This is a genomic window from Streptomyces sp. ITFR-6 (genome assembly GCF_031844725.1).
Lineage (GTDB): Bacteria > Actinomycetota > Actinomycetes > Streptomycetales > Streptomycetaceae > Streptomyces.
In genome coordinates this window covers 3,453,505-3,479,668 of sequence record NZ_CP134612.1, presented here as the reverse complement: position 1 = coordinate 3,479,668, position 26,164 = coordinate 3,453,505, and the positions used below count along the sequence as shown (strand labels likewise).

Here is a 26,164-nt window from a genome sequence, read left to right as displayed (position 1 = left end):
AGGGCCGTTCCGGACGCGTCAGCGGTGGAGCTACAGCTACAGCTTCTCGATGACGTAGTCGATGCACGCCGTCAGTGCCTGGACGTCCGACGGGTCGATCGCCGGGAACATCGCCACGCGCAGCTGGTTGCGGCCCAGCTTGCGGTACGGCTCCGTGTCGACGATGCCGTTGGCGCGCAGGGCCTTGGCGACGGCGGTGGCGTCGATCTCGTCCGCGAAGTCGATCGTGCCGATGACCTGCGAGCGCTTGGCCGGGTCCGTGACGAACGGGGTGGCGTACTTGGACTCCTCGGCCCAGCCGTACAGGTGGCCGGAGGAGGCGGCCGCGCGGCCGGTGGTGAAGTCCAGGCCGCCCTGGGTGTTCATCCAGGTCAGCTGCTCGTTCAGGAGGAACAGCGTGGCCAGGGCCGGGGTGTTGTACGTCTGGTTCTTGAGGGAGTTGTCGATCGCGGTCGGCAGCGAGAAGAACTCCGGTACGTGCCGGCCGGACGCGTGGATACGGGCCGCGCGCTCCAGGGCCGCCGGGGAGAAGATCCCGATCCAGAGGCCGCCGTCGGAGGCGAAGGACTTCTGCGGGGCGAAGTAGTAGACGTCGGTCTCGGTCACGTCGACCGGCAGGCCGCCCGCGCCGGAGGTGGCGTCCACCAGGACCAGGGAGCCCGCGTCGGCGCCCGTGACGCGCTTGATGGGCGCGGCGACACCGGTCGAGGTCTCGTTGTGGGTGAGGGCGTACACGTCGACGCCCGCCTCGGCCTCCGGGTCCGGGTGGGTGCCCGGGTCCGAGGCGATCACGGTCGGGTCGGCCAGCCACGGGGCGAGCTTGGCGGCCTTCGCGAACTTCGAGGAGAACTCGCCGAAGTTGAGGTGCTGGGACTTCGACTCGATCAGACCGTGCGTCGCGATGTCCCAGAAGGCGGTGGAGCCGCCGTTGCCGAGGATCACCTCGTACCCCTCGGGGAGGGAGAAGAGGTCGCGCACTCCGTCCCGTACCGCGCCGACCAGGTTCTTCACCGGGGCCTGGCGGTGGGACGTGCCGAGGAGCGATGTTCCGGTGGCGGCCAGCGCGTCGAGCGCCTCCGTACGCACCTTTGAAGGACCGGCGCCGAAGCGTCCGTCTGCGGGCTTGATGTCAGCGGGAATCTCGATATCGGCCACGACTCGGAGGGTAGCGGCTCCGCACCGCGGCTACCGAATGCGTCCGTCCGGTGAGACACCGGATCCGACCGGTGGACGGTATCGCCAGGTGGGGCGGGGTAGGGGGTTCGCCGCCCTCGGTGCGCTCAGAGCAGGGAGGTGACGAGCAGGGTGAGGGCGGCGACGAGGACGGCGACGCGGGCGTAGTGGAAGCGGTCCCAGCGGCTCATCTGCTCCTTCCAGTCGGCGGGCCGGTTCTCGGGGGTCCACGTCTTGCTCCGGTTGTTGATCGGGACGAGCAGCAGGATCGACATGAGCACGCTCACCATCAGCAGCGCGCCGGAGATGACGGCGAGGCCGGTGCCGGAGTCGTGCCATCCGGCGACGGCCCGGATCGCGACGAGGACGACCGAGCTGATGTACCAGACCGGCATCACGGCGCCGAGCATCCGGCCCCCGTGGGCACGGGCCATTTGGCCGCTGTCCTCGGGGAGCGCGCTGAAGATCCGGTTCATGACGAAGGCGACGGAGAACTCCACCCCCACCATCATTCCGACGGACACGGTGGTGACGACCTCAAGTGCGTTGATCATGACGACCCCTCTTGATTCCCGTTGTTCCCGCTCAATTTCTAGCGGCGCTAGGTGATGTGCTCAACGCTAGCGCTACTGCCGCCCGATTGTCTAGCGGTGCTAGGATCGAGTTATGTCGGTACAGGAACGCAAGCAGCGTGAACGGGCGGAACGTGAGCGGCTCATCGTGGCCACGGCCCGCGAGCTCGCCGAGAAACAGGGCTGGGACGCGGTCACCACTCGCCGGCTCTCCGAGCGCATCGAATACAGTCAGCCCGTCCTCTACAGCCACTTCCGCGGCAAACGGGAGATCATCGGCGCCGTCGCCCTTGAGGGCGCCGCCGAGATGGCCGCGGCGGTGCGTGCCGCGACCGCCGCCGCGGACGGACCGCGCGAGCGGGTCTACGCCCTGGCCCGCGCCTACCTCGACTTCGCCACGCGCAACCCGGCGGTCTACGACGCCATCTTCCAGCTCGACGGCGGTCTCCCGTACGCGCGGGAGGACACCCCGGAACCTCTCAAGGACGCCTTCGCCGCGCTGCTGGAGTGCCTCGGCTCCGTCGCCGGGGACGGCGTCCACCCGGCTCTGTTCACCGAGGTGTTCTGGGCGTCCCTGCACGGGGTGGCGACCCTGACCCGGTCGGGGCGGCTGCTGCCGGAGGAGACCGAGCAGCGGGTGGAGTTGCTGGTGGAACGGCTCCCCGTGGTGTGACACGGTGCCCTGTCGTCCAGGTACCGCTCTCGGCGTCACCCGTGCCCGCGCACGCCTCCGTCAGTCAGCTCGTCCCGACGCGTGCGCGGGCGTCCGCCGCCCGCTTCTCCGTAGCCTCCGCCTCCCGGACGTGCCCCAGGGCGCTGTAGAAGTCGGCCAGCAGGTCGAGGGTGTCGGGGTCGTCCGGCCCCAGCACCCGGGTGCGCGCCGCCGCCACCCACTCCTCCAGGTCGGCCGCCTGCCGGTTACGTCCCAGGAAGCTGTAGGAAGCGGCGAGATGGTGGAAGGTCGCGAGGGTGTCGGGATGGTCGGGCCCCAGCACCCGGGTGCGCGCCTCGGCCACCCACTCCCGAAGGCGCAGCGCCTCCTGGGTACGTCCCACGTCATCGTAGGAGGCGGCGAGGTTGTCGAGGGTTTCGAGCGTGTACGGATGCTCGGGTCCCAGGACGCGGCTACGCGCCTCGGCCACCTCCTTGTACAAGGCGCTCGCCTCGTCGGCGCGGCCGTCCGCGTGGAGCTCGGCGGCCTGTTCGTGCCGGTGGGCCAGAGATTCGGCGCTGGGGTCCGGCGGGCGAGGGGGGAGCGGTGGGAGCGGCGGGAGATCCTGGCCGGTGGGGGGCCGGCCGGTGGCCGCCGCGCGGTTGAGTACGAGCCCGAGCTGGTCGGCGTTCTCGGTGCCCCGCTGCTGCGGCAGCGGCAGCCGTTCCGCCGTGAACCGGCTCCACAAGGTCCGGTAGATGTCCTGCATGGTGATCAACGGACCGGTGTGCGGGGCGCCTTCACGCAGGAGCGTGAGGAGCCGCCCGGTGAACGCGGTGTGCGCCTCGTCGGGGAGGACCAGCGCCGTGCTGTTGGGCGGGGCGGAGATGAGGGTGTAGGTCCCCTGGATGTCGAGCTGCCCGAGGACCTCCTGCTGACCGGCGCTCAGGGTCGTGCCGATGGCGCGCCCGCTGAAGCAGCTGTCGAGGATGATCACGCGGTTCCTGGCCCTGCTGCCGAGGAACGTCCCGCGCACGGTGTCGAACCGCAGCGCGCTGTACTCCACGGCGTCCATGGCGGTGTCGTGGAGGGCGAGATAGAGCTCGTGGGAGCGGCCGAGCGGAATTCCGTGCCCGGCGAAGTAGAACAGCAGCAGGTCCTCGGCCTCATCGGCCGCCCGGTGCAGCACCTGGCCGATCGCCCGGCCGGTCGCCCCGGGCGGGACGGTGACGCAGACCTCGGCGGGGAATCCGCCGAGGCCCGGATCGGTGAGGACGGCCGCCAGGTCGCGCAGATTGGCCTCGATCTGCGGCACGTCCGCCAGCTGCTCGTCCTCGTACGCGGCTGAGCTGAGAAGGACGATGCGGGAGCGCGCCGGATCGATACCGTGACCGCTCACCGACGTTCCTCCGCCTGCCCCAGGGCGATCCTCAGGAGGCGCTCGGCGTCGTCGGCGGACTGCGCGTCCAGCTCCACTTCCTGGCCCTGCGGACCCTTCACCTTGATGCGTACGGCCCGGCGCCTCGGCTGCGACAGGTACGCGCCCAGGGAGGTGGCCAGCGCGCTCGCCACCCCGCCCGCGCCCAGCGTCGCGATGAGGACTTCGGGGAGCCCGCCGAGCTCACCCGCCGCCGGGATCACCGGAGCCGGTTTGACCCGCCCCCGAAGACCGGATTCCTGGCTCAGCCAGTCGTCCAGATCCTCGACCGGATCGGCTCCCTCGACCCACAGACGCAGCTCCAGTGCTGTTCTCCCCCACACGTGATCGGCGTTGACCGCTCTGCCTCAACTCCTGTTCACCGCAGGGTGACCGGGAGCGAGACGAGGTCATTCTGGGTGACGATCGGCTTGTTGCGCAGCTCGTCTACCGGGACGGCCAGGGCCAGTTCCGGGAACCGCTCGTACAGCGCGGGCAGGGCGACGGCCGCCTCCAGGCGCGAGAGCGCGGCGCCGGGGCAGACGTGCGGGCCGTGGCCGAAGGAGATGTGGCGGTTGGGGGAGCGGGTGACGTCGAACTCCGTCGCCGTCGGCCCCCACTGCTTCTCGTCCCGGCTGAGGGCGGCGAACGAGATCATGATGCCCTCGCCCTTCGGCAGGACCCGGTCACCGACCTCGACGTCCTCGGTGGCGAACCGGATCAGTACGTGTGAGGTGGGCGCCGACCAGCGCAGCGTCTCCTCGATCACCCCGTCCCAGCTCACTTCGCCCGCGAGCACCGCGCGGCGCTGCTCGGGGTGGCTCTGGAGGGCGACGACGGCGTTCACGATGAGGCTGATCGTCGTCTCGTGCCCGGCGGCGATGATCACCTTCAGGGTGTTGAGGATTTCCTCGTCGGTGAGGTGGTCGCCGTTCTCCGAGGCCACGAGCAGCGCGCCGGTCAGGTCGTCGGCCGGGGACGCCTTCTTCTCGTCGAGGATCCGGGAGAACAGGGTGTGGATGTCCGCCATCATCTGCGGCACTTCGGCGGGCGGCGTCATGTTGGAGAAGAACTTGTCGAACAGTTCCTTCATCCGGGGCAGATCGGCCGAGTCGACGCCCATCAGCTCGCTGATGACGTTCATCGGCAGCGGGTAGGCGAACTCGGCCTTCAGGTCGACCGTCTCGCCCGAGGGGCGCTCCGCCAGCCGGTCCAGCAGCACCTTCGTGCGCGCCTCGATGCCGTCCCGCAGCCGCTCCACCCGCCGTACGGTGAGCGCCTGGGCGACCAGTCCGCGCAGCCTGCGGTGTTCGGAGCCGTCCGCCGTGAGCATGGTGCGGCCCGGGTTGACCAGGCCGATCAGCGGCCAGTCCAGCGGGATCTCGCCGCGCTGCCAGGCCCCCCAGATGTTGATGTCCTTGACCAGGCGGCTGTCGGTGAGCAGCGATTTGGCCTCGGCGTGGTGGGTGACCGTGTAGACGCGGACCCCGCCGGGCAGCTCCACCCGGGCGAGCGGGCCCGCCGCGTGCAGCCGTGCGCTCTCGCCGTCGAGGTCGGTGACGAACGGGTCCAGGACGATGGGCTCCCGCTCGTCGTTGCTGCCCGGCACTTCGGTCGTCGTCGCGGTCATCTCCGGCCTCCAAGGGCGGGGGTGGGCGTGAAGCGTGCCGGCAGGTCCGTCAGTCCGCGCAGCCACGGGGAGGAGCGCCGGGTCAGCCGCTCCTCCGGTACCGCGAGGTCGACGTCGGGCAGCCGGTCGAGGATGACCTCGATCGCCGTACGGGCGATGACCTCCGCGGTCTCCTGTGCGGGGAACGGGCAGCGGTGGTCGCCGTGGCTGAAGGAGAAGAAGGCGTTGTTGCCGCCGGTGAGCGTGGATCCGTCGGTGCGGACCTGGGGGTCGGCGTTGGCGCCGGCCAGGCTGAGGACCAGCAGGTCGCCGGCCTTGATGGGGCGGCCGCCGAGGTGGGTGTCGCGGCTGGCCCAGCGGCCGGCGATGTTCTGGCTCGGGGTGTCCTCCCAGAGCACCTCGTTCATCGCCTCGCCCACGCTGTGCCGGCCGCCGGAGAGCGAGGCGGCGAAGCGGTCGTCGGTGAGCATGAGGCGCAGGGAGTTGCCGATCCAGTCGGCGGTGGGCTGGTGGCCGGCCGCCATCATGACCATGAGGTCGCGGGAGACGTCCTCGTCGGTGAAGCCGCCGGTGTTGGCGAGCATCCGGGAGACGACGTCGTCGCCGGGGGTGGCCTTCCGCTCTGCCACCAGCTCGTACACCGACGTGGCGATGTGCCGCTGGCCCGCCAGCGCGGTCGCCCCGCCGTTGATCATGTCGTTCATCGCGGTGACGAGGGCGGGGCCCTTCTCGTCGGAGAATCCGAAGAGCTTCGCCAGCACCCGTACGGGCATCAGCATCGCGTAGTCCGCGATGAGGTCCGCGGTGCCGGCCGAGCAGAAGGAGTCGATCAGCTCGTCCGCGAACTCCGCCGTGCTCTCCTTGAGTTCGAACGGGTTCACCGCCTCCAGCGCGTCACTGATGACGGCGGAGCGGCGGCTGTGGCGTTCACCGACGGTGTAGAGGATGGACGGCTGTTCCCGGCTGATCATCGGCATCAGGGGCCAGCCGTCGGGGATGGCCGGCCACTGGTTCCACAGCTTCGAGTCCCGGCTGAAGAGCACGGGGTCCCCGGTGAGCTGGTGCAGCTCGCGGTAGCCGAGGACGAGCCAGGCGGGGATGTCGCCGGGCAGCACGATCGGGGCGACCGGCCCGTGGTCGCGCCGCATCTCCCGGTAGAGCCGGGCGGGTTCGTCCTGGAACCGGCCGCCGTACAGGTGGACGGCCTCGGTGCCGGTGCCGGTGCTGGTGCCGGTGGCGTCCGCGTGGGGGCACTGGGTCACGGGGCGGACTCCGGGGTCAGGGCGGCGAGGGCCTGGCCGCCGTCCGCGGCGAGGGTCTGTCCGTCACCCGCGGCGCGGGCGGCGGACATCGCGTGCAGGTGCTCCACCAGCGTGATCAGTACGTACTTGCTGGAGGACCGGTCGCGCGCGTCGCACTCCACGAGCGGCACGTCGTCCGAGAGGGCCAGTGCCTCGCGAATCTGCTGCTCGGTGTGGAGCGGGCCGCCGAAGTCGTTGCACGCCACGATGAACGGTGTGCCGTGGTGCTCCAGCCGGTCGATGGCGTACCAGGAGTCGGCGAGGCGCCGGGTGTCGACGAGTACGACGGCACCGAGCGTCCCGGAGAACAGCCGGTCCCACAGGAACCAGAAGCGCTCCTGGCCGGGCGCGCCGAACAGGTAGAGCACCGAGCGTTCGTCGAGCGTGATCCGGCCGAAGTCGAAGGCGACGGTGGTGGACGTCTTGGAGTGAACGCCGTCGAGGTGGTCGACGGCCTCGCCCGCGCGGGTCATCGTCTCCTCCGTGTTGAGCGGACGGATCTCGCTCACGGATCGGACCATGGTGGTCTTGCCGACGCCGAAGCCGCCGACGACGACTATCTTCAGTCCGTTGTCGGCCGTGGCCCGAAGGGCGGCACGGTCAGAGGTTGCGGAGTCCAACGAGCACCTGTTCCAGGATGTCGGGGTCGGGGAGCCGGTCCGCGACGCGTGCGGTACGAGGGTGGCGGGCGCTGATCCGGCCGGTGTCGAGCAGATCGCACAGCAGGATGCGCACGATGCTGACGGGCAGGTCGAGGCTCGCGGCGATCTCGACGACCGCGGTGGGCCGTTCGCACATGCGCAGGATCGCGACGTGCTCCGACTGCATACCGGGGGCCGGTTCGCATTCCGAGACGACGAGTGTCACCAGGTCGAAGACGTCCGAGTCGGAGCGGCTGCGGCCACCGGTGAGGGTGTACAGCCGGTCCGGGTCGTCGTCCCGGCCCGGACGCGGGCGGGGCGTCATACGGCCGCGTTCTCTTGGGCCCCGGCGGCCCCGGGCGGCCCGGAGGGTTCGCGCGGCGGGGCGACGAGGTGCTCGCCGAGCTGCTCGACGAGCTCGCTCATGTTGTGCCCGACGAGGCCGACGTCGGCGTCCTCGGAGGCGACGACGGCGAGGTGGGCGCCCGCGCCCGCCTCCACGATGAACAGCACGCCGCCGTAGAACTCGGCCATCGCGGACCGTACGCCGCCGGTGCCGTCACCGAACTCGATGGACGCGCCGTGCGACAGGCTCTGGATGCCGGCCGAGATCGCGGCCAGCTGGTCGGCCTGGTCGACGGAGAGCTCGGGGGTGCGGCACAGCTTGAGGCCGTCCCTGGACAGCACGAGGGCGTGGCGGGTGCCGGGGGTGCGCTCAAGGAGCCCCTCCAGCAGCCAGTTGAGCTTCTCGTCCGTGGTCGCGGTCATCGGGTGTTGCCTTCCGGGTGCGGGGAGTTGGGCCGTACGGCCTGGCGGAAGCTGCTGAAGCGGGCTGCCTGGGCCTTGGGCCCGGACGTACGGGGCCGGGAGCCCGCCCCGTCGGTCGCGTCGCCGTCCCCGTTGCCGTCGGCAGCGGCCTTGGCGCGGGACTCCGCGGCGGCCAGGGTGCGGCCCCGGGAGCGCTTGGGCAGCCCGCTCTCCCCGAACCGGGGGAGGCCGCCGGTGGTGTCCGACGTGGTGTCGGAGGCTGAGTTCGGCAGGGAGTCGGAGCGCAGGAACTCCAGGGTGCGGGAGTCGTCCGAGGCTTCGGCGTCCGGGGTCTCGGCGGTACGGCCGGTTCCGGCCGGGTTGTCGGTACGGCCCGCCTCCGGCGGCTCGTCGGCCACCGGGGCGTGGACGGGCTCGGGTTCACTCGGGGAGGCGGCTTCCGGGGCGGGTGCGGGGGCCGGGGCGACGGCCGGTGCCAGGGTCCTGGTGATGACCTCCTGCGGGAGCATCATCAGCGCGCCCGTGCCACCGCGCGCCGACGGCCGGAAGGAGACCGTCAGCCCGTGCTTGCGGGCCAGCCGCCCGACGACGGCGAGGCCGAGCCGGGTGCCGGAGAGGCCGGTCAGATCCTGGCTCTCCGCGGAGACGGCGCGCTCGGCGCGGCGCAGCTGCACCTCGCTCATGACCAGGCCGCTGTCCTCGACGGTCAGCACGATGCCGGCCGGCACCTCCTCCACGTACACGTGGACCTCGGCCGTGGGGGGTGAGAAGTTCGCGGCGTTGTCGAGGAGTTCGGCCAGCGCGTGCATGATGCCCTCCGCCGCGTGCCCGGCGACGGCGACATCGCTGGTGGAGTGCAGGCGTATCCGCTGGTAGCCGCTGATCCGCCCCATCGCTCCGCGCAGGATCGACTCCATGACGATGGGCTTGGCCCAGCGGCGCCCGGAGCGCGCACCGGTCAGCACGGCGATGGAGTCGGCCAGCCGGCCCGCCTGGGCGGTGCGGTGGTCCAGGTGCAGCAGGTCGCCCAGTACGTCTTCCGAGGCGTGCCGGTGCTCCATCTCGCGCAGGTCGGCGAGCATGCTCGTGGCGAGCGCCTGCATCCGGCCCGCGGCGTTGGCGCAGGCGGCGACGGCGGCGGCGCGCTCGGTCTCGCTGCGGGAGGCGCGGGCCTTGAGCGCGGCGTTCTGCGCGGTGAGGCGCTCGACGTCGGCCGCGGCCTGTTCGGTGATCCGGGCGGCCTCCGCGGCGGCGGCCGATTTCAGCTTCGCCGTCTCGGCGGTGAACCGCTGGGCCTCCTGGGTGGAGGCGGAGACCATCCGGGAGGTCTCCGCGGTGAACCGGCTGCTCTCGGCCGCGTTCGCCTCCCGCAGCCGCCGCACCGTGGCACGGGCGTGGACGGCGGTGGCGACGGCGGCGGACAGCAGCACGGCCGCGGCACCGGCCCCCCACGCCACAGCGGTCCTGGCCGAGTCGGGGGCGGCGAGGGCCGCCCGGAGACACAGGGACCCGGTGATGACGACCGTGGCCAGCAGGGCAAGTGCGGTCGGCCTGGTTGAGGGGCGCAAGCGGAGTCCTCGGGGCGGACGGTGACGGGCGGATGGTGACGGGCGGGCGGGACGGTTCGGGCAAGTCGGTTATGCGGTAGGGAAGTGAGATAACTGGAACAGAAGATTCCCAGACAAGTCTCAGTCACTATATGAGAATTGACGATCTGTTTGGGAAGAACTTGTGGTGCTCTCTGTTGCGTATGTGTTCGCTTACCCGTCGAATTCCTAGGTATTGACGCATTCGGCGGAAACGCGAGCAGGCGGGCGCGCATCGGACCGGACCGGCGGGATCCTGGCCGGATGGCACCTCTTGAGGCAACAACCGACTCCGACCGCGACGGACCCGACCGCACCGCCCCCGACCGCACCGCACTCGCCGGAGCACTGCGCTCGGCCCTGCGCTCAGCGGTGCGCGGCGAGGTCGCGTTCGACGCCACCGCGCGGGCCCTGACGACGATGGACGCGTCCAACTACCGCCGGGTGCCGCTCGGTGTCGTCGCCCCGCGCGACGCCGACGACATCGCCGCCGCGCTCGCCGTCTGCCGCGCGCACGGGGTGCCCGTCGTGCCGCGCGGCGGCGGCACGTCCATCGCCGGGCAGGCCACCGGCACCGGAGTCGTCCTCGACCTCACCCGCCACCTGCGCTCGGTCGTCGAGCTGGACCCCGGCTCCCGTACGGCGGTGGTCCAGCCGGGCGTCGTCCTGGACGAGCTGAGGGCCGCCGCCGCCCCGCACGGGCTCACCTTCGGCCCGGACCCCTCCACACACAGCCGCTGCACCATCGGCGGCATGATCGGCAACAACTCCTGCGGCGCGCACTCGGTCGCCTGGGGCACCACGGCCGACAATGTCCACGCGCTGACCGTCGCCCGCTACGGCGGCGACACCCTGCGCCTGGAGCCCGGCGCGCCCGGACCCGCCGGGGTCCCGGAGCTGGTCGCCGCCCATCTCGCCCTGCTGCGCACCGGATTCCCCGAACTCCCGCGCCGCATCTCCGGATACGCCCTGGACGCCCTGCTGCCCGAGCGCGGACCGGACCCCGCCCGCGCGTTCTGCGGCAGCGAGGGCACGCTCGGCGTGGTGACGGAGGCGGTGGTGCGGCTCGTCGAGGCTCCGGCGGTCCGCGCGCTCGCCGTACTCGGCTACGCCGACGAGTCCGCCGCCGCGGAGGCCGCGCCCGGCCTCCTCCCGTACCACCCGCTGACCGTCGAGGGCATGGCCGCCGACCTCGTACGCGAACCGGCCGGGCTGCCGCGCGGCGCGGCCTGGCTCTTCGTCGAGACGGGCGGCGCCACCCCGGCGGAGGCGCGGTCCCACGCGGAACGGATCGCGCGGGCCGCGTCCCCGGACGCCGTCGACACCGCCGTCGTCACGGACCCGGCCGGGCAGCGGGCGCTGTGGCGGATCAGGGAGGACGCGTCCGGCACCGCGACCCGCATGCCTGACGGCAGCGAGGCCTGGCCCGGCTGGGAGGACTGTGCGGTGCCGCCCGCCCGGCTCGGCCCCTACCTGCGCGACTTCCGCGCCCTGCTCGCCGGACACGGGCTGCGCGGCACCCCGTACGGGCACTTCGGCGACGGCTGCATCCACGTGCGGATCGACTTCGACCTGCTGAGCGCCGACGGCGTGGCCCGCTTCCGCCGCTTCTCGGAGGAGCAGGCCGCACTCGTCGTCGCACACGGCGGATCGCTCTCCGGCGAACACGGCGACGGCCAGGCCCGCGCCGAACTCCTGCCGAAGATGTACGGGGACGAACTCGTCGGCCTCTTCGCCCGGTTCAAGGACCTCTGGGACCCGGACGGCGGCATGAACCCGGGCATCCTCGCCCGCCCGGCCCGCCTCGACGAGAACCTCCGCTTCGACGTACTGCCGCGCGGACCGGTCGACGTCGCCTTCGGCTACCCGCACGACGGCGGCGACTTCTCGGCAGCGGTGCGCAGGTGCGTCGGCGTCGCCAAGTGCCGTACGACGGAGGCCGCGGGCCCGGCCGTGATGTGCCCGTCCTTCCGCGCGACCGGCGAGGAGGCCCACTCGACCAGGGGCCGGGCCCGGCTGCTGCACGAGATGCTGGCCGGACCGGCGGGCGGGGTCATCACGGACGGCTGGCGCTCTACGGAGGTACGGGACGCGCTCGACCTCTGCCTGTCCTGCAAGGGCTGCCGCAGCGACTGCCCGGTGGGCGTGGACATGGCCACGTACAAGGCGGAGTTCCTGTACCACCACTACCGGCACAGGCTGCGTCCCGCCTCCCACTACGCGCTGGGACGGCTCCCGCAGTGGCTGCGCCTGGCGGCCCCGTTCGCGGGCGTGCTGAACGCCCTGGCCCGGGTGCGGCCGCTCGCCGCGCTCGCCAAGCGGCTGGCGGGCATCGCACCGGAGCGGGGGATTCCGGTCCTGGCGCGGGAGACGTTCACCGGGTGGCTGGGCAGGCGCTGGGGCAAGGGGACGTTCCTCTTCTCCAGCGACCAGGTGGCCACGGTCTGGCCCGACACCTTCACCGAACACCTCTCGCCCGAGGTGGGCCGGGCGGCGGTGAAGGTCGTGGAGGCGGCTACCGGCCGCCGGGTGATCCCGCCCGGCCGCGGACTGTGCTGCGGCCTCACCTACGTCTCCACGGGCCAGCTGGACCGGGCCCGCACGGTGATGCGCCGCACCCTGGACCGGCTGGCCGGCACCCACGACTCCCCGGTGATCGTCCTCGAACCGAGCTGCGCGGCCACCCTGCGCACGGACCTCCCCGAGCTGCTGCCGGACGACCCGCGCGCCGCCCGACTGGCCGCCTCCGTCCACACCCTGGCCGAGTACCTGGAGAAGTACGCCCCCGACTGGCGGCCCCCGCAACTGGACCGCCCGGTCACCGGCCAGACCCACTGCCACCAGCACGCGGTCCTGGGCGACGGCCCGGACCGCCGCCTCCGTGAACGGGCGGGCCTCACCGGCGAACTGACCGGCGGCTGCTGCGGACTGGCCGGCAACTTCGGCTTCGAACGCGGCCACTGGGACGTCTCCGTGGCCTGCGCGCAGGACGCGCTGCTCCCGGCGGTACGGGAGGCGCCGGTGGGAGCGGAGGTGCTGGCGGACGGGTTCTCCTGCCGGACGCAGCTGGCCCAGCTGGGCGGGGTCCGGGCGCGGCACCTGGCGGAGGTGCTGGCGGAGGGGCTGCCCCCGGGCGCGCTGCCCCCGGACCCCCGCTCCTCAATCGCCGGAGGGGCTTGATTCCGCCTTCCGCCCCACGATCTCCCGGGCCGGCGCCGCGAGATCGCCCAGCGCCGGATGGCCGGGTGCGTCGCGGCGGGCGAGGGGGCCGTCCGCCGCCACGGCCGCTACCCGCTCCTCCTCGTACAGCACCTCGGTGAGGAGGCCGGGTGCCTCGACCGGCCCGCGCAGTACCGCGGCATCGACCTCGCCACGGGTCAGCCCGGCCGTGCGGTCGTCGATCCGCAGAAGTTCGAGCGGGGTCCGCGGATACCGCTCCTGCCAGCCTCGGAGCATCGGAGCAGTGGTGTGGTGTACCGGCCGAACGCGGACCAGGCATGCCCGAGCCGCAGCGGCCACCCGCGCAGCCCGTCCGGGTCGAGCGCCTCGTCGAACGCGGCCACGGCGACGGCGGCCTTGTCGCGGAAGGCGACGCCTTCGGGGGTGAGGGCCAGGTGGTGGGTGGAGCGGTCGACGAGCCGGATGCCGAGGTGGCGCTCCAGGGCGGCCAGGGTGCGGGAGACGGCGGGCTGGGTGAGCCGGAGCCGGGCGGCGGCCCGGGTCACGCTGGACTCCTCGGCGACGGCGAGGAACGCGCGCAGATGACGGACCTCGACACCACGTCCGGCGCTCCGGCCCGCGCCCTGTCCCGTACTCATGCGCCGGGAGCATAACGGGAGCCCAGTCGGCATTTCAGGCGCCACGCCGAGGTGTCTACGGTAAGAAAATGGGCTGCACGAAGTGAGTGCAGTATCTTCAATTGGGCAGTGCGGCATATTGCACTTGTTTCGCATGCCGTGAACCAGGGAAGTCAGGCCACAGGTGAACGACCAGGGCACCGCCGCAGAACCGGCCGCCGCCGTCGCCGTACCGGAGGCGGTCGCGGCCCTCGGTGAGCCGGGCGGTCCGGCCCCCGCCGGAGGGCGCGGAGCCGCGCTCGCCCCGGTCGCGCTGGTGGTCGCGGGCGGCCTCTCCGTGCAGTTCGGCGCGGCGGTCGCCGTCCTGCTGATGCCGAAGGCCGGCGCCCTCGGAGTCGTCACGCTGCGCCTCGCGGCCGCCGCGCTCATCCTGCTCGTCGTGTGCCGCCCCAAGCTGCGCGGCCACTCGCGCGCCGACTGGGGCACGGTGCTCGCCTTCGGCATCGCGATGGGCGCCATGAACACGCTCTTCTACCAGGCCGCCGACCGCATCCCGCTCGGCGCGGCCGTCACCCTGGAGGTGCTGGGCCCGCTCGCCCTCTCGGTGTTCGCCTCGCGCCGCCTGGTCAACGTGGTCTGGGCGGCCCTCGCCCTGGGCGGGGTCCTGCTGCTCAGCGGCGGCGGCTTCGACCGGCTCGATCCGGTGGGCGCCGCGTACGCGCTCGGCGCGGGAGCGATGTGGGCGACGTACATCATCTTCAGCGCCCGCACCGGCCGCCGTTTCCCGCAGGCCGACGGACTGGCCATGGCCATGGTGGTGGCCGCCCTGCTCTCGCTCCCGCTCGGCATCATGGAGTCCGGCTCGAAGCTCCTGGTGCCCAGCACGCTCGGACTGGGTGCGGCCGTGGCGGTGCTCAGCTCCGTCCTCCCGTACACCCTCGAACTCATGGCGCTGCGCAGACTGCCCGCCCCCACCTTCGCGATCCTGATGAGCCTGGAACCCGCCATCGCGGCCACGGCCGGCTTCCTCATCCTCGACCAGGCGCTCTCCACCACGGACGCCCTGGCCATCGCCCTGGTCATCGGGGCGAGCATGGGCGCGGTACGCAGCCAGGTCGGGGGCCGGCGGAAGCCGCGGGGCGAAGGGCCTGCCGTCCCGTAGCTCTCACTCGGACCGGCCGGACCGCCCGGTCACGTCTCGCGCCGGAGCGCCCGGTCACGTCTCGCGGTGTGCCGTGATGTCCGCCGCGTTGGCGCGGATCCAGCGCAGCAGCGGGTCCAGCGCGGCCGCCGCGCCACGGCCCAGCTCTGTGACCGAATACGTCACGGACGGCGGCTGTCCCGTGCCGACCCGGCGGTGCACCAGTCCGTCCTGCTGGAGTGAGCGGAGCGTGGCCGCGAGGCTCTTGTCGCTGATACCCGCGACCACCGTGCGCAGCTCGTGATAGCGGAGCGGTTCGGCCAGCAGCGCCGTGAGGATCAGCATCGTCCACCGGCCGGCGAGGTGCCCCAACACCTCACGCGCCGGGCAGTTTTTGTGGAACACGTCACCCATCACGTCTCTCCCGGGCTCCTGGACTGCGCGCTCACCGTCGGGTGAGCACCGCACCACGTGGTGAGCGCCTTCCGCCGCAACCGCGCTCTCCTTAGGTTAGCGACCTGCTCACGACCTGAGGAGGCAGTATGAAACCGACCGCACTCGTCACCGGCGCCGCCCGCGGCCTGGGGGCGGCCATCGCTCGGCAGCTCGGAACGCGCGGTCACCACGTGATCGTCAACTACCGCACCGGTGCAGCCGAAGCGGCCGAGACCGTGCGTGCCATCGAGGCCGCGGGCGGCAGCGCGTCCATCGCCGGGGCCGACGTCACCGACCCGGCCGCCGTCGACGAGCTGATGGCCGGGATTCTCGCCGCCCACGGGCGGATCGACACCGTCGTCGCGGCCGCCAACACCGCTCCGCCGCCCTTCGCCGCGCTCACGGACCTGGCCTGGACGGACTTCGCGGCCAAGGTCACCGGCGAGCTGGCCGGTGCCTTCCACATCACCAAGCGCGCCCTCGTGCCGATGAGGGCGCAGGGCGCGGGCCGGATCATCTACATCGGCAGCACCGCCGCGGACTACGTCGGCGAAGGCAGGCTCGCGCACGGCACGGCGAAATCCGCGCTGGCCACCTTCGCCCGGCACATCGCCGCGGAGAGCGCGCGCGACGGCGTCAGCGTGCTCGTCGTCGCCCCCGGGGCCGTCCGGACGCCCGCCACCGCGGAGGTCCTGACCAGTGAGCGCGGCGCGCTGCTGGCCCGTGAATCCGTGCTGGGCCGGATGCTTGAGCCCGACGATGTCGCCGCCGCGGTGGCACTGGCCGCCGACCCCGCTCTCGGCGTCGCCACCGGTACGACTCTGCGGGTGGACGGCGGCTGGTCGGTCCTCGTGGGCGGCCCGACGGGCTGAGCGTTCCCCGCCGGACCGGACGGCGCGGGTTCCTGGGCGAAGACGCCCGGCCCGCCGTCCCGCCGGAGAACGCGCGCGACGGCGTCCGCCGCCCTCACCCGGGTGCGGCGTACGGGCTGCCGCCGAGCCAGGTGGTCCCGTCGATGAGCTCGCGGGCAGCGTCGAGATGACCGCTGTGGCAGGCGACTTCGGTGACCACGTGGATCAGGATGTGCTGGACGTCGGGCAGCCGCCAGTCCGGCCAGATCTCCACCGGCCACGCGGCGGGCTCCTGGCCGGGGGCGGCGGTGGCGAGCACGGCGTCCGCACGGGTGATGGCGGCTCGGTAGTCCGCGAAGACCTCTTGGGCGCTCATCCCCTCGGGTACGTACCAGTGCGCCTCCGCGCCCGCCATCAGCTGGGCGGCCGTGTCCGGCTCGCCCGCGACGACGCCGGGGAACCAGAAGCGCTCGACATCCACGGTGAGGTGGCGCAGCAGTGCCAGGCAGCTCCACCCGCTGGGCAGTACGGGCCGCCGGAGGGCCTCCTCCGGGAGCCCTTCGAGAAAGCCGAGTACGTGCTCGCGCTGGCGGTCCAGCGCGTCCTTGAGCGGGCCGAGTCCGGCGTCCGCCTGCCGGTGCACAGGCCTTCGCCGGGACGCGGTCACGGCTTCCGGCTCAGGTTCACGGTCCAGTCGGTCCGCCACGTGGCATCACTCCTGAGGCATCGGTCGGAAGGACAGACGGAGCCGGTCACCGGGAGCGCAGGCGTATGCGTGTACGGGGTGGCCGAGCCCATGGATGACGACGACGCTAGCGCTGCCCACTGACAGCGGCGCCGAGCGGGACGTACGGGCGGGGAGGAAGGCGCAGAAAACAATGCAAGCATGCTTGATTGTTTTCTGTTCCGCTGGCAGGCTCCGGGGCACACCGCCACGCCCCGAGGGGAGCGCACCGTGTCCGATGCCTCAGCCGTGCTCGACGATCTGCGCAGCGAGAGCGAGGAACTCGACCTGCTGGTAGCTGGGTTGAGCGCCCCGCGGTGGGCGGGCGCGACGCCCGCCGCAGGGTGGACCGTCGCCCACCAGGTGGCCCATCTGAGCTGGACCGACGAGGTGGCGCTGCTCTCCGTCACCGAACCGGAGCAGTTCGGGGAGGAGGTCGCGAAGGCGATGCGGGACCCCGAGGGCTTCGTCGACGAGGCCGCCGCCGAGGTCGTGGCGGCGTACGCACCGCCCGCCCTGCTGACCCACTGGCGCGACGGGCGGCAGCGGCTCCAGGAGGCCCTGCGCTCGGCCCCCGCCGGGACCCGATTCCCCTGGTACGGGCCGCCGATGAGCGTCGCCTCCATGGCGACCGGCCGCCTCATGGAGACCTGGGCGCACGGCCAGGACGTGGCCGACGCGCTCGGCGTCACCCGCACCCCCACCGCCCGGCTGCGGCACGTGGCGCGGATCGGGGTACGGGCGCGGGACTACGCCTTCCTGGTACGGGGCATCCCGGCGCCCGGCGAAGAGTTCCGGGTGGAACTTGAGGGTCTCGGAGGCGAGTTGATCGCGTACGGGCCCGAGGACGCCGCCCAGCGGGTCACCGGGCCGCTGCACGATTTCTGCCTGCTCGTCACCCAGCGCGCCCACCGCGACGACCTCGCCGTACGGGCAGAAGGGCCCGACGCGGAGGTGTGGCTGGGCATCGCGCAGGCCTTCGCCGGGCCCGCCGGTCCGGGGCGCGCCGCGCAGCGGGGGAGCGGCGCATGACCCCGGGGGCGGACGCGCAGCCCCCGCCGCTGCTGATCGGCAACGCCTCCGGGTTCTACGGTGACCGCTTCGACGCCGTGCGCGAGATGCTCACCGGCGGCCCCATCGACGTCCTCACCGGGGACTACCTCGCCGAGCTGACCATGCTCATCCTCGGCCGCAGCCGCCTCAAGGACCCCGCGCGCGGCTACGCCACCACCTTCCTGCGCCAGCTGGAGGAGGGCCTCGGGCTCGCCCGCGAGCGCGGAGTACGGATCGTCGCCAACGCGGGCGGCCTCAACCCGGCCGGACTGGCGGACGCCATCCGCGCGTTGGCCGACAAGGTGGGCGTCCCGGTGCGCGTCGCCCATGTCGAGGGCGACAGCCTCTCCGTACCCGACGGGTATCTCACCGCCAACGCCTACCTCGGCGGCGCGGGCATCGCCGCCTGTCTGCGGGCCGGTGCCGACGTCGTCGTCACCGGGCGGGTCACCGACGCGGCCCTCGTCACCGGGCCCGCCGCCGCCCACTTCGGCTGGGGGCCCGAGGACCACGACGCGCTCGCCGGGGCCGTTGTCGCAGGGCACGTACTGGAGTGCGGCACCCAGGCGACCGGCGGGAACTACTCCTTCTTCCGCGACTCCTCCCGCGACCACGACATCCGCCGCCCCGGCTTCCCCATAGCCGAGATCCACGCGGACGGGACGTCCGTCATCACCAAGCACGACGGCACCGGCGGCGTCGTCGACCCCGGCACGGTCACCGCCCAACTGCTGTACGAGACCGGCGGCGCCCGGTACGCGGGACCCGACGTCACCGCCCGGCTCGACACCGTACGGCTGTCCTCCGACGGCCCCGACCGGGTCAGGATCTCCGGCGTGAGGGGCGAGGCCCCGCCGCCCACCCTCAAGGCCGGGCTCACCCGGCTCGGCGGCTGGCGCAACGAGGTCGTCTTCGTCCTCACCGGTCTCGACATCGAGGCCAAGGAACGGCTGCTGAGGGACCAGATCGCGGGCGCGTTCGCCCGCGCCGGAAAGCGGCCGGCCGAGGTGCGGTGGGAGCTGGCCCGTACCGACCGGGCCGACGCCGCGACCGAGGAAACCGCGAGCGCCCTGCTCCGGCTCGTCGTCCGCGACCAGGACCCGGACGCCGTCGGGCGGGCCCTGTCCGGCGCCGCGATCGAGCTGGCCCTCGGCAGCTACCCCGGCTTCCACGTCACCGCCCCGCCCGGAAAGGGCGCGCCCTACGGGGTGTTCGAGGCCCGGTACGTACCGGCGCGTTCCGTCGGGCACGTCGCCGTACTGCCCGACGGAACGCGCCGGACCATCGATCCCCCCGTACGGACGCTCCCCCTCGCGGACACCGAACAGCCGTCACTGCCAACGCCGTTGGACGCGGGCCCCACCCGCAGCGCCCCGCTCGGGCTCGTCGCGGGCGCCCGCAGCGGCGACAAGGGCGGGGACGCGAACGTGGGGGTGTGGGTACGGAGCGAGGAGGCATGGCGGTGGCTGGCCCACGAGCTGACCGTGGAGCGCTTCCGGGAACTCCTCCCGGAGACCGCACCGCTCTCCGTCGTACGCCATGTCCTGCCGAACCTGCGCGCCCTGAACTTCACCGTCCACGGGCTGCTCGGTGAGGGCGTCGCCGCCCAGCACCGCTTCGACCCGCAGGCCAAGGCGCTGGGGGAGTGGCTCCGCTCCCGCCACCTGGAGATACCCGCAGCTCTGCTGGACAGCGCACCGGAGGTGCACGCATGACCGTCCTGCCCACCGGGCTCGACACCGCGAGCCCCGAATACGCCGCGAACCGGGCGGCGATGCTCGACAAGCTCACCGAACTCGACGCCGCACACGCCAAGGCGCTGGAGGGCGGCGGTGAGAAGTACGTCGAGCGGCACCGCTCGCGCGGCAAGCTGCTGGCCCGCGAGCGCATCGAACTGCTCGTCGACCGGGACACCCCGTTCCTGGAGCTGTCGCCGCTCGCCGCCTGGGGCAGTGATCACGCGGTCGGCGCCTCGCTCGTCACCGGGATCGGCGTGGTAGAGGGCGTGGAGTGCCTGATCACCGCCAACGACCCGACCGTACGCGGCGGCGCCTCCAACCCCTGGACGCTGAAAAAGGCGCTGCGCGCCAACGAGATCGCCTTCGCCAACCGGCTGCCCACCATCAGCCTGGTCGAGTCGGGCGGGGCCGACCTCCCCTCCCAGAAGGAGATCTTCATTCCCGGCGGGGCGCTCTTCCGCGACCTCACCCGCCTCTCCGCCGCCGGTATCCCGACCGTGGCGGTCGTCTTCGGGAACTCCACGGCAGGCGGGGCGTACGTCCCCGGGATGTCCGACCACACCGTGATGATCAAGGAGCGGTCCAAGGTCTTCCTCGGCGGACCGCCGCTGGTGAAGATGGCGACCGGCGAGGAGAGCGACGACGAATCGCTCGGCGGCGCCGAGATGCACGCCCGCACCTCCGGCCTCGCCGACCACTTCGCCGCCGACGAGCAGGACGCGCTGCGCCAGGCCCGCCGGATCGTCGCCCGCCTCAACTGGCGCAAGGAGCACGCAGAACCGGGCCAAGCCGAACCACCGAAGTACGACCAGGACGAGCTGATCGGCATCGTCCCCGGCGACCTGAAGGTCCCCTTCGACCCGCGTGAGGTCATCGCCCGGCTCGTCGACGGCTCGGACTTCGACGCGTTCAAGCCGCTCTACGGGACCAGCCTGGTCACCGGCTGGGCCCGGCTGCACGGCTACCCCGTCGGCATCCTCGCCAACGCGCAGGGCGTGCTGTTCAGCGAGGAGTCGCAGAAGGCCGCGCAGTTCATCCAGCTCGCCAACCAGCGCGACATCCCGCTCCTCTTCCTGCACAACACCACCGGCTACATGGTCGGCAAGGAGTACGAGCAGGGCGGCATCATCAAGCACGGCGCGATGATGATCAACGCGGTGTCCAACTCCAGGGTCCCGCACCTGTCCGTCCTGATGGGCGCCTCCTACGGCGCCGGGCACTACGGCATGTGCGGCAGGGCCTACGACCCGCGCTTCCTGTTCGCCTGGCCGAGCAGCAAGTCCGCCGTCATGGGCCCGCAGCAGCTGGCCGGGGTGCTCTCCATCGTCGCCCGAGCCTCTGCCGCCGCCAAGGGGCGCCCGTACGACGACGAGGCGGACGCCGGACTGCGCGCCATGGTGGAGCAGCAGATCGAGTCCGAGTCGCTGCCGATGTTCCTGTCCGGGCGGCTGTACGACGACGGGGTCATCGACCCGCGCGACACCAGGACCGTCCTCGGGATGTGCCTGTCCGCCATCCACACCGCACCGGTCGAGGGCGCCCGCGGCGGCTTCGGCATCTTCCGGATGTGAGGAGCACCCGCATGATCACCACCCTGCTCGTCGCCAACCGGGGCGAGATCGCCTGCCGGATCTTCCGCACCTGCCGCGCCCTGGGCATCGCCACCGTCGCCGTGTACTCCGACGCGGACGCAGGTGCGCTGCACGTACGGGAGGCCGACACCGCCGTACGGCTGCCGGGGGCCGCCCCCTCCGATACGTATCTGCGCGGCGATCTCGTCGTGGCCGGCGCCCTCGCGGCGGGCGCCGACGCCGTCCACCCCGGGTACGGCTTCCTCTCCGAGAACGCCGGGTTCGCCGCCGCCGTGCGGGACGCGGGGCTGATCTGGGTCGGCCCGCCGGTCAAAGCCATCGAGCTGATGGCGTCCAAGACCCGCGCCAAGGAGCTGATGGCCGCCGCCGGGGTGCCGCTCCTCGCCCCCGTCGATCCGGGCGCGGCCCGCGCCGAGGACCTGCCGCTGCTGCTCAAGGCGGCCTCCGGCGGCGGCGGCCGGGGCATGCGGATCGTCCGCGAACTGGTCGACCTGGAAGGCGAGCTGACCGTCGCCGCCGCGGAGGCGCTGTCCGCCTTCGGGGACGGGGAGGTCTTCGCGGAGCCGTACGTGGAGCGCGGCCGGCATGTCGAGGTCCAGGTCATGGCGGACGAGCACGACGGCGTCTGGGCGCTCGGCACCCGGGACTGCTCGCTCCAGCGCCGCCACCAGAAGGTCATCGAGGAGGCCCCCGCGCCCGGTCTGGACGACGGGCTGCGCGACCGGCTGCACACCGCCGCCGTGGCCGCCGCACGGGCCGTCGGCTACCGGGGCGCGGGCACCGTCGAATTCCTGGTCACCGAGGACGGGCGGCCGTACTTCCTGGAGATGAACACCCGCCTCCAGGTCGAACACCCGGTGACGGAGGCCGTGTTCGGCGTCGATCTGGTCGCCCTCCAGCTGCGTACGGCGGAGGGCGAACCGCTGCCCTCCGCCGATCCCCCGCAGCCCGCCGGGCACGCCGTCGAGGCCCGGCTCTACGCGGAGGACCCGGCACGCGACTGGCAGCCACAGACCGGAGCACTGCTCTCGTTCGAGGTGCCGGACGAGCCCGGTGTGCGCCTGGACACCGGGTACACCGACGGCGACACCATCGGCGTGCACTACGACCCGATGATCGCCAAGGTGATCGCCCACGCCCCCACCCGCGCCGAAGCCGTCCGCCTCCTCGCCCGCACCCTGGAGCGCGCCCGCGTGCACGGCCCGGTCACCAACCGCGAACTGCTCGTACGCTCCCTGCGCCACCCGGACTTCGCGGCGGCCCGCCTGGACACCGGCTTCTACGGACGCCACCTGGCCGCCCTGACCCCCGCCCCCGAAGAGGCGGCCGTCCGTCCGGCCGCCACCGCCGCCGCCCTCGCCACAGCCGCGCGCCGCACCGCCACCGCCCGCACCGCCACCGCCCGCACCGCCACCGCCCGCACCGCCGCAGTCGGGGTCGCCGCCCGTCTCGGCGCCTGGCGCAACGTCCCCTCGCAGCCCCAGCTCCGTCGCTACCGCAGCGAACCCGACGGCCGTGAGTACGACATCACCTACCGCACCACCCGCGACGGGCTCACCACCGGCCCGGACCTCCGGATCGTCGCCGCCCGCCCCGACCGCGTCACCCTGGAAACAGGCGGTGTCACCCGGCACTTCACCGTGACCGCCCACGACGACCGCGTGTACGTGGACACCGCCACCGGCTCCTACGCCTTCACCGCCCTGCCCCGCTTCACCGACCCCGCCGCACGCACCGAACCCGGCTCCCTGCTCGCCCCGATGCCCGGCACCGTCGTCCGCCTCGCGGAAGGCCTGGAGGCCGGGAGCACCGTCGAGGCCGGGCAGCCGCTGATCTGGCTGGAGGCGATGAAGATGGAGCACCGCATCCTCGCCCCCGCAACCGGCACCCTCACCGCGCTCCACGCCGCACCCGGCCTCCAGGTGGAGGTCGGCGCCCTGCTCGCCGTCGTCACGGAAGACGCGTCCGGACCCGCTACGGAAGACGTATCCGCACCCGCTGAGGAGACTGGGACCGCATGAGCACCGTCCTCGAAACCGAAGAGCACCAGGCCCTGCGCGCAGCCGTCGCCGCCCTCGGAAAGCGGTACGGGCGCGACTACATGACGTCCGTCGTCCGCGACGGTGCCCACCCCCGCGAGCTGTGGGCGGAGGCCGCCGAGCTCGGCTACCTCGGGGTGAACCTGCCCGAGGAGTACGGCGGCGGAGGCAGCGGGATGGCGGAACTCTCCATAGTCCTGGAGGAGTTGGGGGCCGCCGGTTCCCCCATCCTCATGATGGTCGTCTCACCGGCCATCTGCGGCACCGTCATCGCCCGCTTCGGCACCGAAGCGCAGAAGCGCCAGTGGCTGCCCGGCCTCGCGGACGGCAGCCTCACCATGGCGTTCGGCATCACGGAGCCGGACGCCGGTTCCAACTCGCACCGGATCACCACCACCGCCCGCCGCGACGGCGAGGAATGGGTGCTCACCGGCCGCAAGGTCTTCGTCTCCGGCGTCGACATAGCCGACGCCACGCTCATCGTCGGCCGCACCGAGGACGCCAGGTCCGGCAGGCTCAAGCCCTGCCTCTTCATCGTCCCGCGCGAGGCCCCCGGCTTCCAGCGCTCGCAGATCGACATGGAACTCCAGGCACCCGAGAAGCAGTTCGAACTCGTCCTGGACGAGGTGCGGCTGCCCGCAGACGCACTGGTGGGGGACGAGGACGCGGGCCTCCTCCAGCTCTTCGCCGGGCTCAACCCCGAGCGCATCATGACCGCCGCCTTCGGCATCGGAATGGGCCGCTACGCGCTGGGCCGGGCCGTCGAGTACGCGAAGACCCGCCAGGTGTGGAAGGAGCCCATCGGCGCCCACCAGGCCATCGCGCACCCCCTCGCCCAGGCCCACATCGAACTCGAACTGGCCCGGCTGATGATGCAGAAGGCCGCCCGGCTCTACGACGACGGGGACGATGCCGGGGCGGGCGAGGCCGCGAACATGGCGAAGTACGCGGCGGGCGAGGCGTGCGTCAAGGCCGTCGACCAGGCGGTGCACACCCTCGGCGGCAACGGCCTCACCCGCGAGTACGGCCTCGGCTCCCTGATCACCGCGTCCCGGGTGGCCCGGATCGCACCGGTCAGCCGGGAAATGATCCTGAACTACGTATCCCATCAGTCCCTGGGTCTCCCCAAGTCGTACTGACAGCCGCCATTCTGTCCCTCCACGCCGTACGGGACCGGCCGCATCCCCTCCCCGGGGCGGGGTGCGGGTCCCGGCCCGGCGTCGCACGTCACCTCGCACGCGTCGTACGGGGCGGCCCGCCGAAGCGGCCGCCCCGCCATCCGCATCGAAGGGACTCCCGTCATGGCGCACGTGTTCCGGAGCGACTACCCCGACGTCCAGCCACTCGACACGGCCATCCACGACGCGGTGCTGGGCCAGGCCGCCGCGGAGTTCGGAGACAGGGTCGCCCTGATCGACGGCACGGACGACAGCCGCGGGCTCACCTACCGGCAGCTCGACACCTTCCACCGGAAGATCGCCGCCGGGCTGGCCGGCGCCGGACTCGTCAAGGGCGACGTACTCGCCCTGCACAGCCCGAACACCATCGCCTACCCGGCCGTCTTCTTCGGCGCCACCCGGGCCGGGGCCACCGTCACCACCGCCCACCCGCTCGCCACGGCCGAGGAGTTCGCGGGGCAGCTCCGCGACTCCTCCGCGCGCTGGATCGTCACCGCCTCCCCGCTCCTGAACACCGCCCGCCGCGCGGCCGAGCTCGTCGGCGGCATCGAAGAGATCTTCGTCTGCGACCATGCGGACGGGCACACCTCGATCCTCGACATGCTCACCACCACCGCCCCCGAACCGATGGTCACCATCGACCCGGCCGAGGACATCGCCGCGCTGCCGTACTCCTCCGGCACCACCGGCGTCCCCAAGGGCGTCATGCTCACCCACCGCTCCATGGCCACCAACCTGGAACAGCTGCGCCCCTTCGTCCCCATGGACACCGACGCCCGCATCCTCGCCGTGCTCCCCTTCTTCCACATCTACGGGCTCACCGCCCTGATGAACGCACCGCTGCGCAGCGGTGCCACCGTCGTCGTCCTGCCGCGCTTCGACCTCGCCCAGTTCCTGACCGCGATCGAGACACACCGCATCACCGGCCTCTACGTGGCCCCGCCGATCGTGCTGGCCCTCGCGAAGCACCCGGTCGTCGACCGGTACGACCTGTCCTCCATCGAGTACATCGTCAGCTCCGCCGCCCCGCTCGACGCCGGACTGGCCGCCGCCTGCTCCCGGCGGCTCGGCCTGCCGCCCCTGCGCCAGGCGTACGGGATGACGGAGCTGTCGCCCGGCACCCACGTCGTCCCGCTGGCTGCCGAGAACCCGCCGCCCGGGGCCGTCGGCACCCTGCTGCCCAACACCGAGATGCGCATCGTCTCCATCGAAGCCCCCGGCGAGGACGTCGGAACCGGCACCGACGGCGAGATCCTGATCCGCGGCCCGCAGGTGATGAAGGGCTACCTCGGCCGCCCCGACGTCACCGCCGCGATGATCGACACCGACGGCTGGCTGCACACCGGGGACATCGGGCGGGTGGACGAGGACGGCTGGCTGTTCGTCGTCGACCGGGTAAAGGAACTCATCAAGTACAAGGGCTACCAGGTCGCCCCCGCCGAACTCGAAGCGCTGCTGCTCGGCCACCCCTCCATAGCCGACGCCGCCGTCATCGGCGTGTACGACGCCGACGGCAACGAGGTCCCCAAGGCCTTCCTGGTCCGCCGGCAGACCGTCGCCCCCGACGGCCTCACCGCCGACGACGTCATGGCGTACGTCACCGAGCGCGTCGCCCCGTACAAGAAGATCCGGCAGGTCGAGTTCATCGACGCCGTACCGCGCGCCGTGTCCGGCAAGATCCTCCGCCGCGAACTGCGCGACCGCGAGAAGCGGCGTTGACGTACCGGCCGGCCGAGCCGCCGCCGGTGCCAACTCCCCCCGTCCGGGGCCCTGTTCGGGGGTTTTCCCCAGGTGCGGTCCACCAGGTGACCCGGTGTTACCGGGCCACGCGGACCCATAGCGTCGTGCGCATACCTCTTCTCCGATCCGAGGAGC

General features: G+C 72.5%; 22 protein-coding genes and 1 pseudogene. 10 read left to right on the top strand and 13 right to left on the bottom strand.

Annotated elements, in window-relative coordinates:
• Positions 1-36 precede the first annotated feature (36 nt).
• Both serC and RLT59_RS15665 read right to left on the bottom strand, forming a co-directional pair.
• Complete coding sequence (serC, locus tag RLT59_RS15670) at positions 37-1,155, bottom strand: phosphoserine transaminase (RefSeq protein ID WP_311303965.1); 1,119 nt, start codon at positions 1,153-1,155, stop codon at positions 37-39.
• A 125-nt stretch (positions 1,156-1,280) separates the two neighbouring features.
• Positions 1,281-1,727 (bottom strand): anthrone oxygenase family protein, encoded by a 447-nt coding sequence (locus tag RLT59_RS15665; protein WP_311303964.1) that lies wholly within the window; start codon positions 1,725-1,727, stop codon positions 1,281-1,283.
• Between the two features lie 112 nt (positions 1,728-1,839).
• On the opposite strand from RLT59_RS15665, the gene RLT59_RS15660 reads away from it, so the two are divergent.
• Positions 1,840-2,418, top strand: coding sequence for a TetR/AcrR family transcriptional regulator (locus RLT59_RS15660; RefSeq protein ID WP_311303963.1), 579 nt, complete (start codon positions 1,840-1,842; stop codon positions 2,416-2,418).
• Between the two features lie 64 nt (positions 2,419-2,482).
• Here RLT59_RS15660 and RLT59_RS15655 read toward each other — a convergent pair whose 3' ends face one another.
• From RLT59_RS15655 to RLT59_RS15620, 8 genes are read right to left on the bottom strand one after another with little or no spacing between them, the layout of a single operon-like run.
• Positions 2,483-3,796, bottom strand: coding sequence for a caspase family protein (locus RLT59_RS15655; protein ID WP_311303962.1), 1,314 nt, complete (start codon positions 3,794-3,796; stop codon positions 2,483-2,485).
• The gene (locus tag RLT59_RS15650; RefSeq protein ID WP_311303961.1) at positions 3,793-4,158 is read right to left on the bottom strand and encodes an effector-associated constant component EACC1; all 366 of its coding nucleotides are present in this window, start codon (positions 4,156-4,158) and stop codon (positions 3,793-3,795) included. The genes RLT59_RS15655 and RLT59_RS15650 overlap by 4 nt, the downstream gene beginning before the upstream one ends.
• 35 nt (positions 4,159-4,193) lie before the next feature.
• On the bottom strand, positions 4,194-5,444 hold the full coding sequence (locus tag RLT59_RS15645) for a cytochrome P450 family protein (RefSeq protein ID WP_311303960.1): 1,251 nt from the start codon (positions 5,442-5,444) through the stop codon (positions 4,194-4,196).
• Positions 5,441-6,706 (bottom strand): cytochrome P450, encoded by a 1,266-nt coding sequence (locus RLT59_RS15640; RefSeq protein WP_399125494.1) that lies wholly within the window; start codon positions 6,704-6,706, stop codon positions 5,441-5,443. The genes RLT59_RS15645 and RLT59_RS15640 overlap by 4 nt, the downstream gene beginning before the upstream one ends.
• Positions 6,703-7,365, bottom strand: a complete 663-nt coding sequence (locus RLT59_RS15635) for a GTP-binding protein (protein ID WP_311303959.1) — start codon at positions 7,363-7,365, stop codon at positions 6,703-6,705. The genes RLT59_RS15640 and RLT59_RS15635 overlap by 4 nt, the downstream gene beginning before the upstream one ends.
• Positions 7,346-7,711, bottom strand: coding sequence for a DUF742 domain-containing protein (locus RLT59_RS15630; protein ID WP_073732868.1), 366 nt, complete (start codon positions 7,709-7,711; stop codon positions 7,346-7,348). The genes RLT59_RS15635 and RLT59_RS15630 overlap by 20 nt, the downstream gene beginning before the upstream one ends.
• Positions 7,708-8,154 (bottom strand): roadblock/LC7 domain-containing protein, encoded by a 447-nt coding sequence (locus RLT59_RS15625; RefSeq protein ID WP_311303958.1) that lies wholly within the window; start codon positions 8,152-8,154, stop codon positions 7,708-7,710. Before RLT59_RS15625 ends, RLT59_RS15630 begins: the two co-directional genes overlap by 4 nt.
• On the bottom strand, positions 8,151-9,722 hold the full coding sequence (locus RLT59_RS15620) for a sensor histidine kinase (protein ID WP_311303957.1): 1,572 nt from the start codon (positions 9,720-9,722) through the stop codon (positions 8,151-8,153). Before RLT59_RS15620 ends, RLT59_RS15625 begins: the two co-directional genes overlap by 4 nt.
• Positions 9,723-10,004: 282 nt before the next feature.
• Here RLT59_RS15620 and RLT59_RS15615 point away from each other — a divergent pair, with 282 nt between their 5' ends.
• Positions 10,005-12,920: an FAD-binding and (Fe-S)-binding domain-containing protein gene (locus RLT59_RS15615; RefSeq protein WP_399125491.1), complete on the top strand. Its 2,916-nt coding sequence runs from the start codon at positions 10,005-10,007 to the stop codon at positions 12,918-12,920.
• A gap of 36 nt (positions 12,921-12,956) precedes the next feature.
• Here RLT59_RS15615 and RLT59_RS15610 read toward each other — a convergent pair.
• Positions 12,957-13,558: pseudogene (locus tag RLT59_RS15610) on the bottom strand (LysR family transcriptional regulator); the annotation flags it as partial.
• A 163-nt stretch (positions 13,559-13,721) separates the two neighbouring features.
• Between RLT59_RS15610 and RLT59_RS15605 the strand changes: the two are divergent.
• A complete protein-coding gene (locus tag RLT59_RS15605; RefSeq protein WP_311303956.1) occupies positions 13,722-14,699 on the top strand; it encodes an EamA family transporter in 978 nt (325 codons plus the stop codon).
• Between the two features lie 54 nt (positions 14,700-14,753).
• Here the strand turns inward: RLT59_RS15605 and RLT59_RS15600 are convergent, their stop codons facing one another.
• A complete protein-coding gene (locus RLT59_RS15600; protein ID WP_311303955.1) occupies positions 14,754-15,092 on the bottom strand; it encodes a winged helix-turn-helix transcriptional regulator in 339 nt (112 codons plus the stop codon).
• A gap of 128 nt (positions 15,093-15,220) precedes the next feature.
• Here RLT59_RS15600 and RLT59_RS15595 point away from each other — a divergent pair, with 128 nt between their 5' ends.
• Entirely contained in the window at positions 15,221-15,985 is a 765-nt protein-coding gene (locus tag RLT59_RS15595; RefSeq protein WP_311303954.1) for an SDR family oxidoreductase, read from the top strand.
• Between the two features lie 94 nt (positions 15,986-16,079).
• On the opposite strand, the gene RLT59_RS15590 is transcribed toward RLT59_RS15595, so the two are convergent.
• Positions 16,080-16,607, bottom strand: a complete 528-nt coding sequence (locus tag RLT59_RS15590) for a DinB family protein (protein WP_311307735.1) — start codon at positions 16,605-16,607, stop codon at positions 16,080-16,082.
• A 312-nt stretch (positions 16,608-16,919) separates the two neighbouring features.
• Here RLT59_RS15590 and RLT59_RS15585 point away from each other — a divergent pair, with 312 nt between their 5' ends.
• From RLT59_RS15585 to RLT59_RS15560, 6 genes are all read left to right on the top strand, one after another.
• A complete protein-coding gene (locus RLT59_RS15585; protein WP_311303953.1) occupies positions 16,920-17,720 on the top strand; it encodes a TIGR03084 family metal-binding protein in 801 nt (266 codons plus the stop codon).
• Entirely contained in the window at positions 17,717-19,456 is a 1,740-nt protein-coding gene (locus RLT59_RS15580) for an acyclic terpene utilization AtuA family protein (protein WP_311303952.1), read from the top strand. The genes RLT59_RS15585 and RLT59_RS15580 overlap by 4 nt, the downstream gene beginning before the upstream one ends.
• Positions 19,453-21,051, top strand: a complete 1,599-nt coding sequence (locus RLT59_RS15575) for an acyl-CoA carboxylase subunit beta (protein WP_311303951.1) — start codon at positions 19,453-19,455, stop codon at positions 21,049-21,051. Before RLT59_RS15580 ends, RLT59_RS15575 begins: the two co-directional genes overlap by 4 nt.
• Positions 21,052-21,062: 11 nt before the next feature.
• Complete coding sequence (locus tag RLT59_RS15570) at positions 21,063-23,093, top strand: acetyl/propionyl/methylcrotonyl-CoA carboxylase subunit alpha (protein ID WP_311303950.1); 2,031 nt, start codon at positions 21,063-21,065, stop codon at positions 23,091-23,093.
• Positions 23,090-24,250 (top strand): acyl-CoA dehydrogenase family protein, encoded by a 1,161-nt coding sequence (locus RLT59_RS15565; RefSeq protein ID WP_311303949.1) that lies wholly within the window; start codon positions 23,090-23,092, stop codon positions 24,248-24,250. The genes RLT59_RS15570 and RLT59_RS15565 overlap by 4 nt, the downstream gene beginning before the upstream one ends.
• 162 nt (positions 24,251-24,412) lie before the next feature.
• Complete coding sequence (locus RLT59_RS15560; protein WP_311303948.1) at positions 24,413-26,008, top strand: 4-coumarate--CoA ligase family protein; 1,596 nt, start codon at positions 24,413-24,415, stop codon at positions 26,006-26,008.
• Positions 26,009-26,164 lie beyond the last annotated feature (156 nt).

Excerpts from the sequence above, each read along its gene's own strand:
- RLT59_RS15665 (WP_311303964.1), bottom strand. The coding sequence starts at position 1,727 with ATGATCAACGCACTTGAGGTCGTCACCACCGTGTCCGTCGGAATGATG.
- RLT59_RS15660 (WP_311303963.1), top strand. The coding sequence starts at position 1,840 with ATGTCGGTACAGGAACGCAAGCAGCGTGAACGGGCGGAACGTGAGCGG.
- RLT59_RS15645 (WP_311303960.1), bottom strand. The coding sequence starts at position 5,444 with ATGACCGCGACGACGACCGAAGTGCCGGGCAGCAACGACGAGCGGGAG.
- RLT59_RS15630 (WP_073732868.1), bottom strand. The coding sequence starts at position 7,711 with ATGACGCCCCGCCCGCGTCCGGGCCGGGACGACGACCCGGACCGGCTG.
- RLT59_RS15625 (WP_311303958.1), bottom strand. The coding sequence starts at position 8,154 with ATGACCGCGACCACGGACGAGAAGCTCAACTGGCTGCTGGAGGGGCTC.
- RLT59_RS15615 (WP_399125491.1), top strand. The coding sequence starts at position 10,005 with ATGGCACCTCTTGAGGCAACAACCGACTCCGACCGCGACGGACCCGAC.
- RLT59_RS15600 (WP_311303955.1), bottom strand. The coding sequence starts at position 15,092 with ATGGGTGACGTGTTCCACAAAAACTGCCCGGCGCGTGAGGTGTTGGGG.
- RLT59_RS15595 (WP_311303954.1), top strand. The coding sequence starts at position 15,221 with ATGAAACCGACCGCACTCGTCACCGGCGCCGCCCGCGGCCTGGGGGCG.
- RLT59_RS15580 (WP_311303952.1), top strand. The coding sequence starts at position 17,717 with ATGACCCCGGGGGCGGACGCGCAGCCCCCGCCGCTGCTGATCGGCAAC.
- RLT59_RS15575 (WP_311303951.1), top strand. The coding sequence starts at position 19,453 with ATGACCGTCCTGCCCACCGGGCTCGACACCGCGAGCCCCGAATACGCC.
- RLT59_RS15570 (WP_311303950.1), top strand. The coding sequence starts at position 21,063 with ATGATCACCACCCTGCTCGTCGCCAACCGGGGCGAGATCGCCTGCCGG.
- RLT59_RS15565 (WP_311303949.1), top strand. The coding sequence starts at position 23,090 with ATGAGCACCGTCCTCGAAACCGAAGAGCACCAGGCCCTGCGCGCAGCC.
- RLT59_RS15560 (WP_311303948.1), top strand. The coding sequence starts at position 24,413 with ATGGCGCACGTGTTCCGGAGCGACTACCCCGACGTCCAGCCACTCGAC.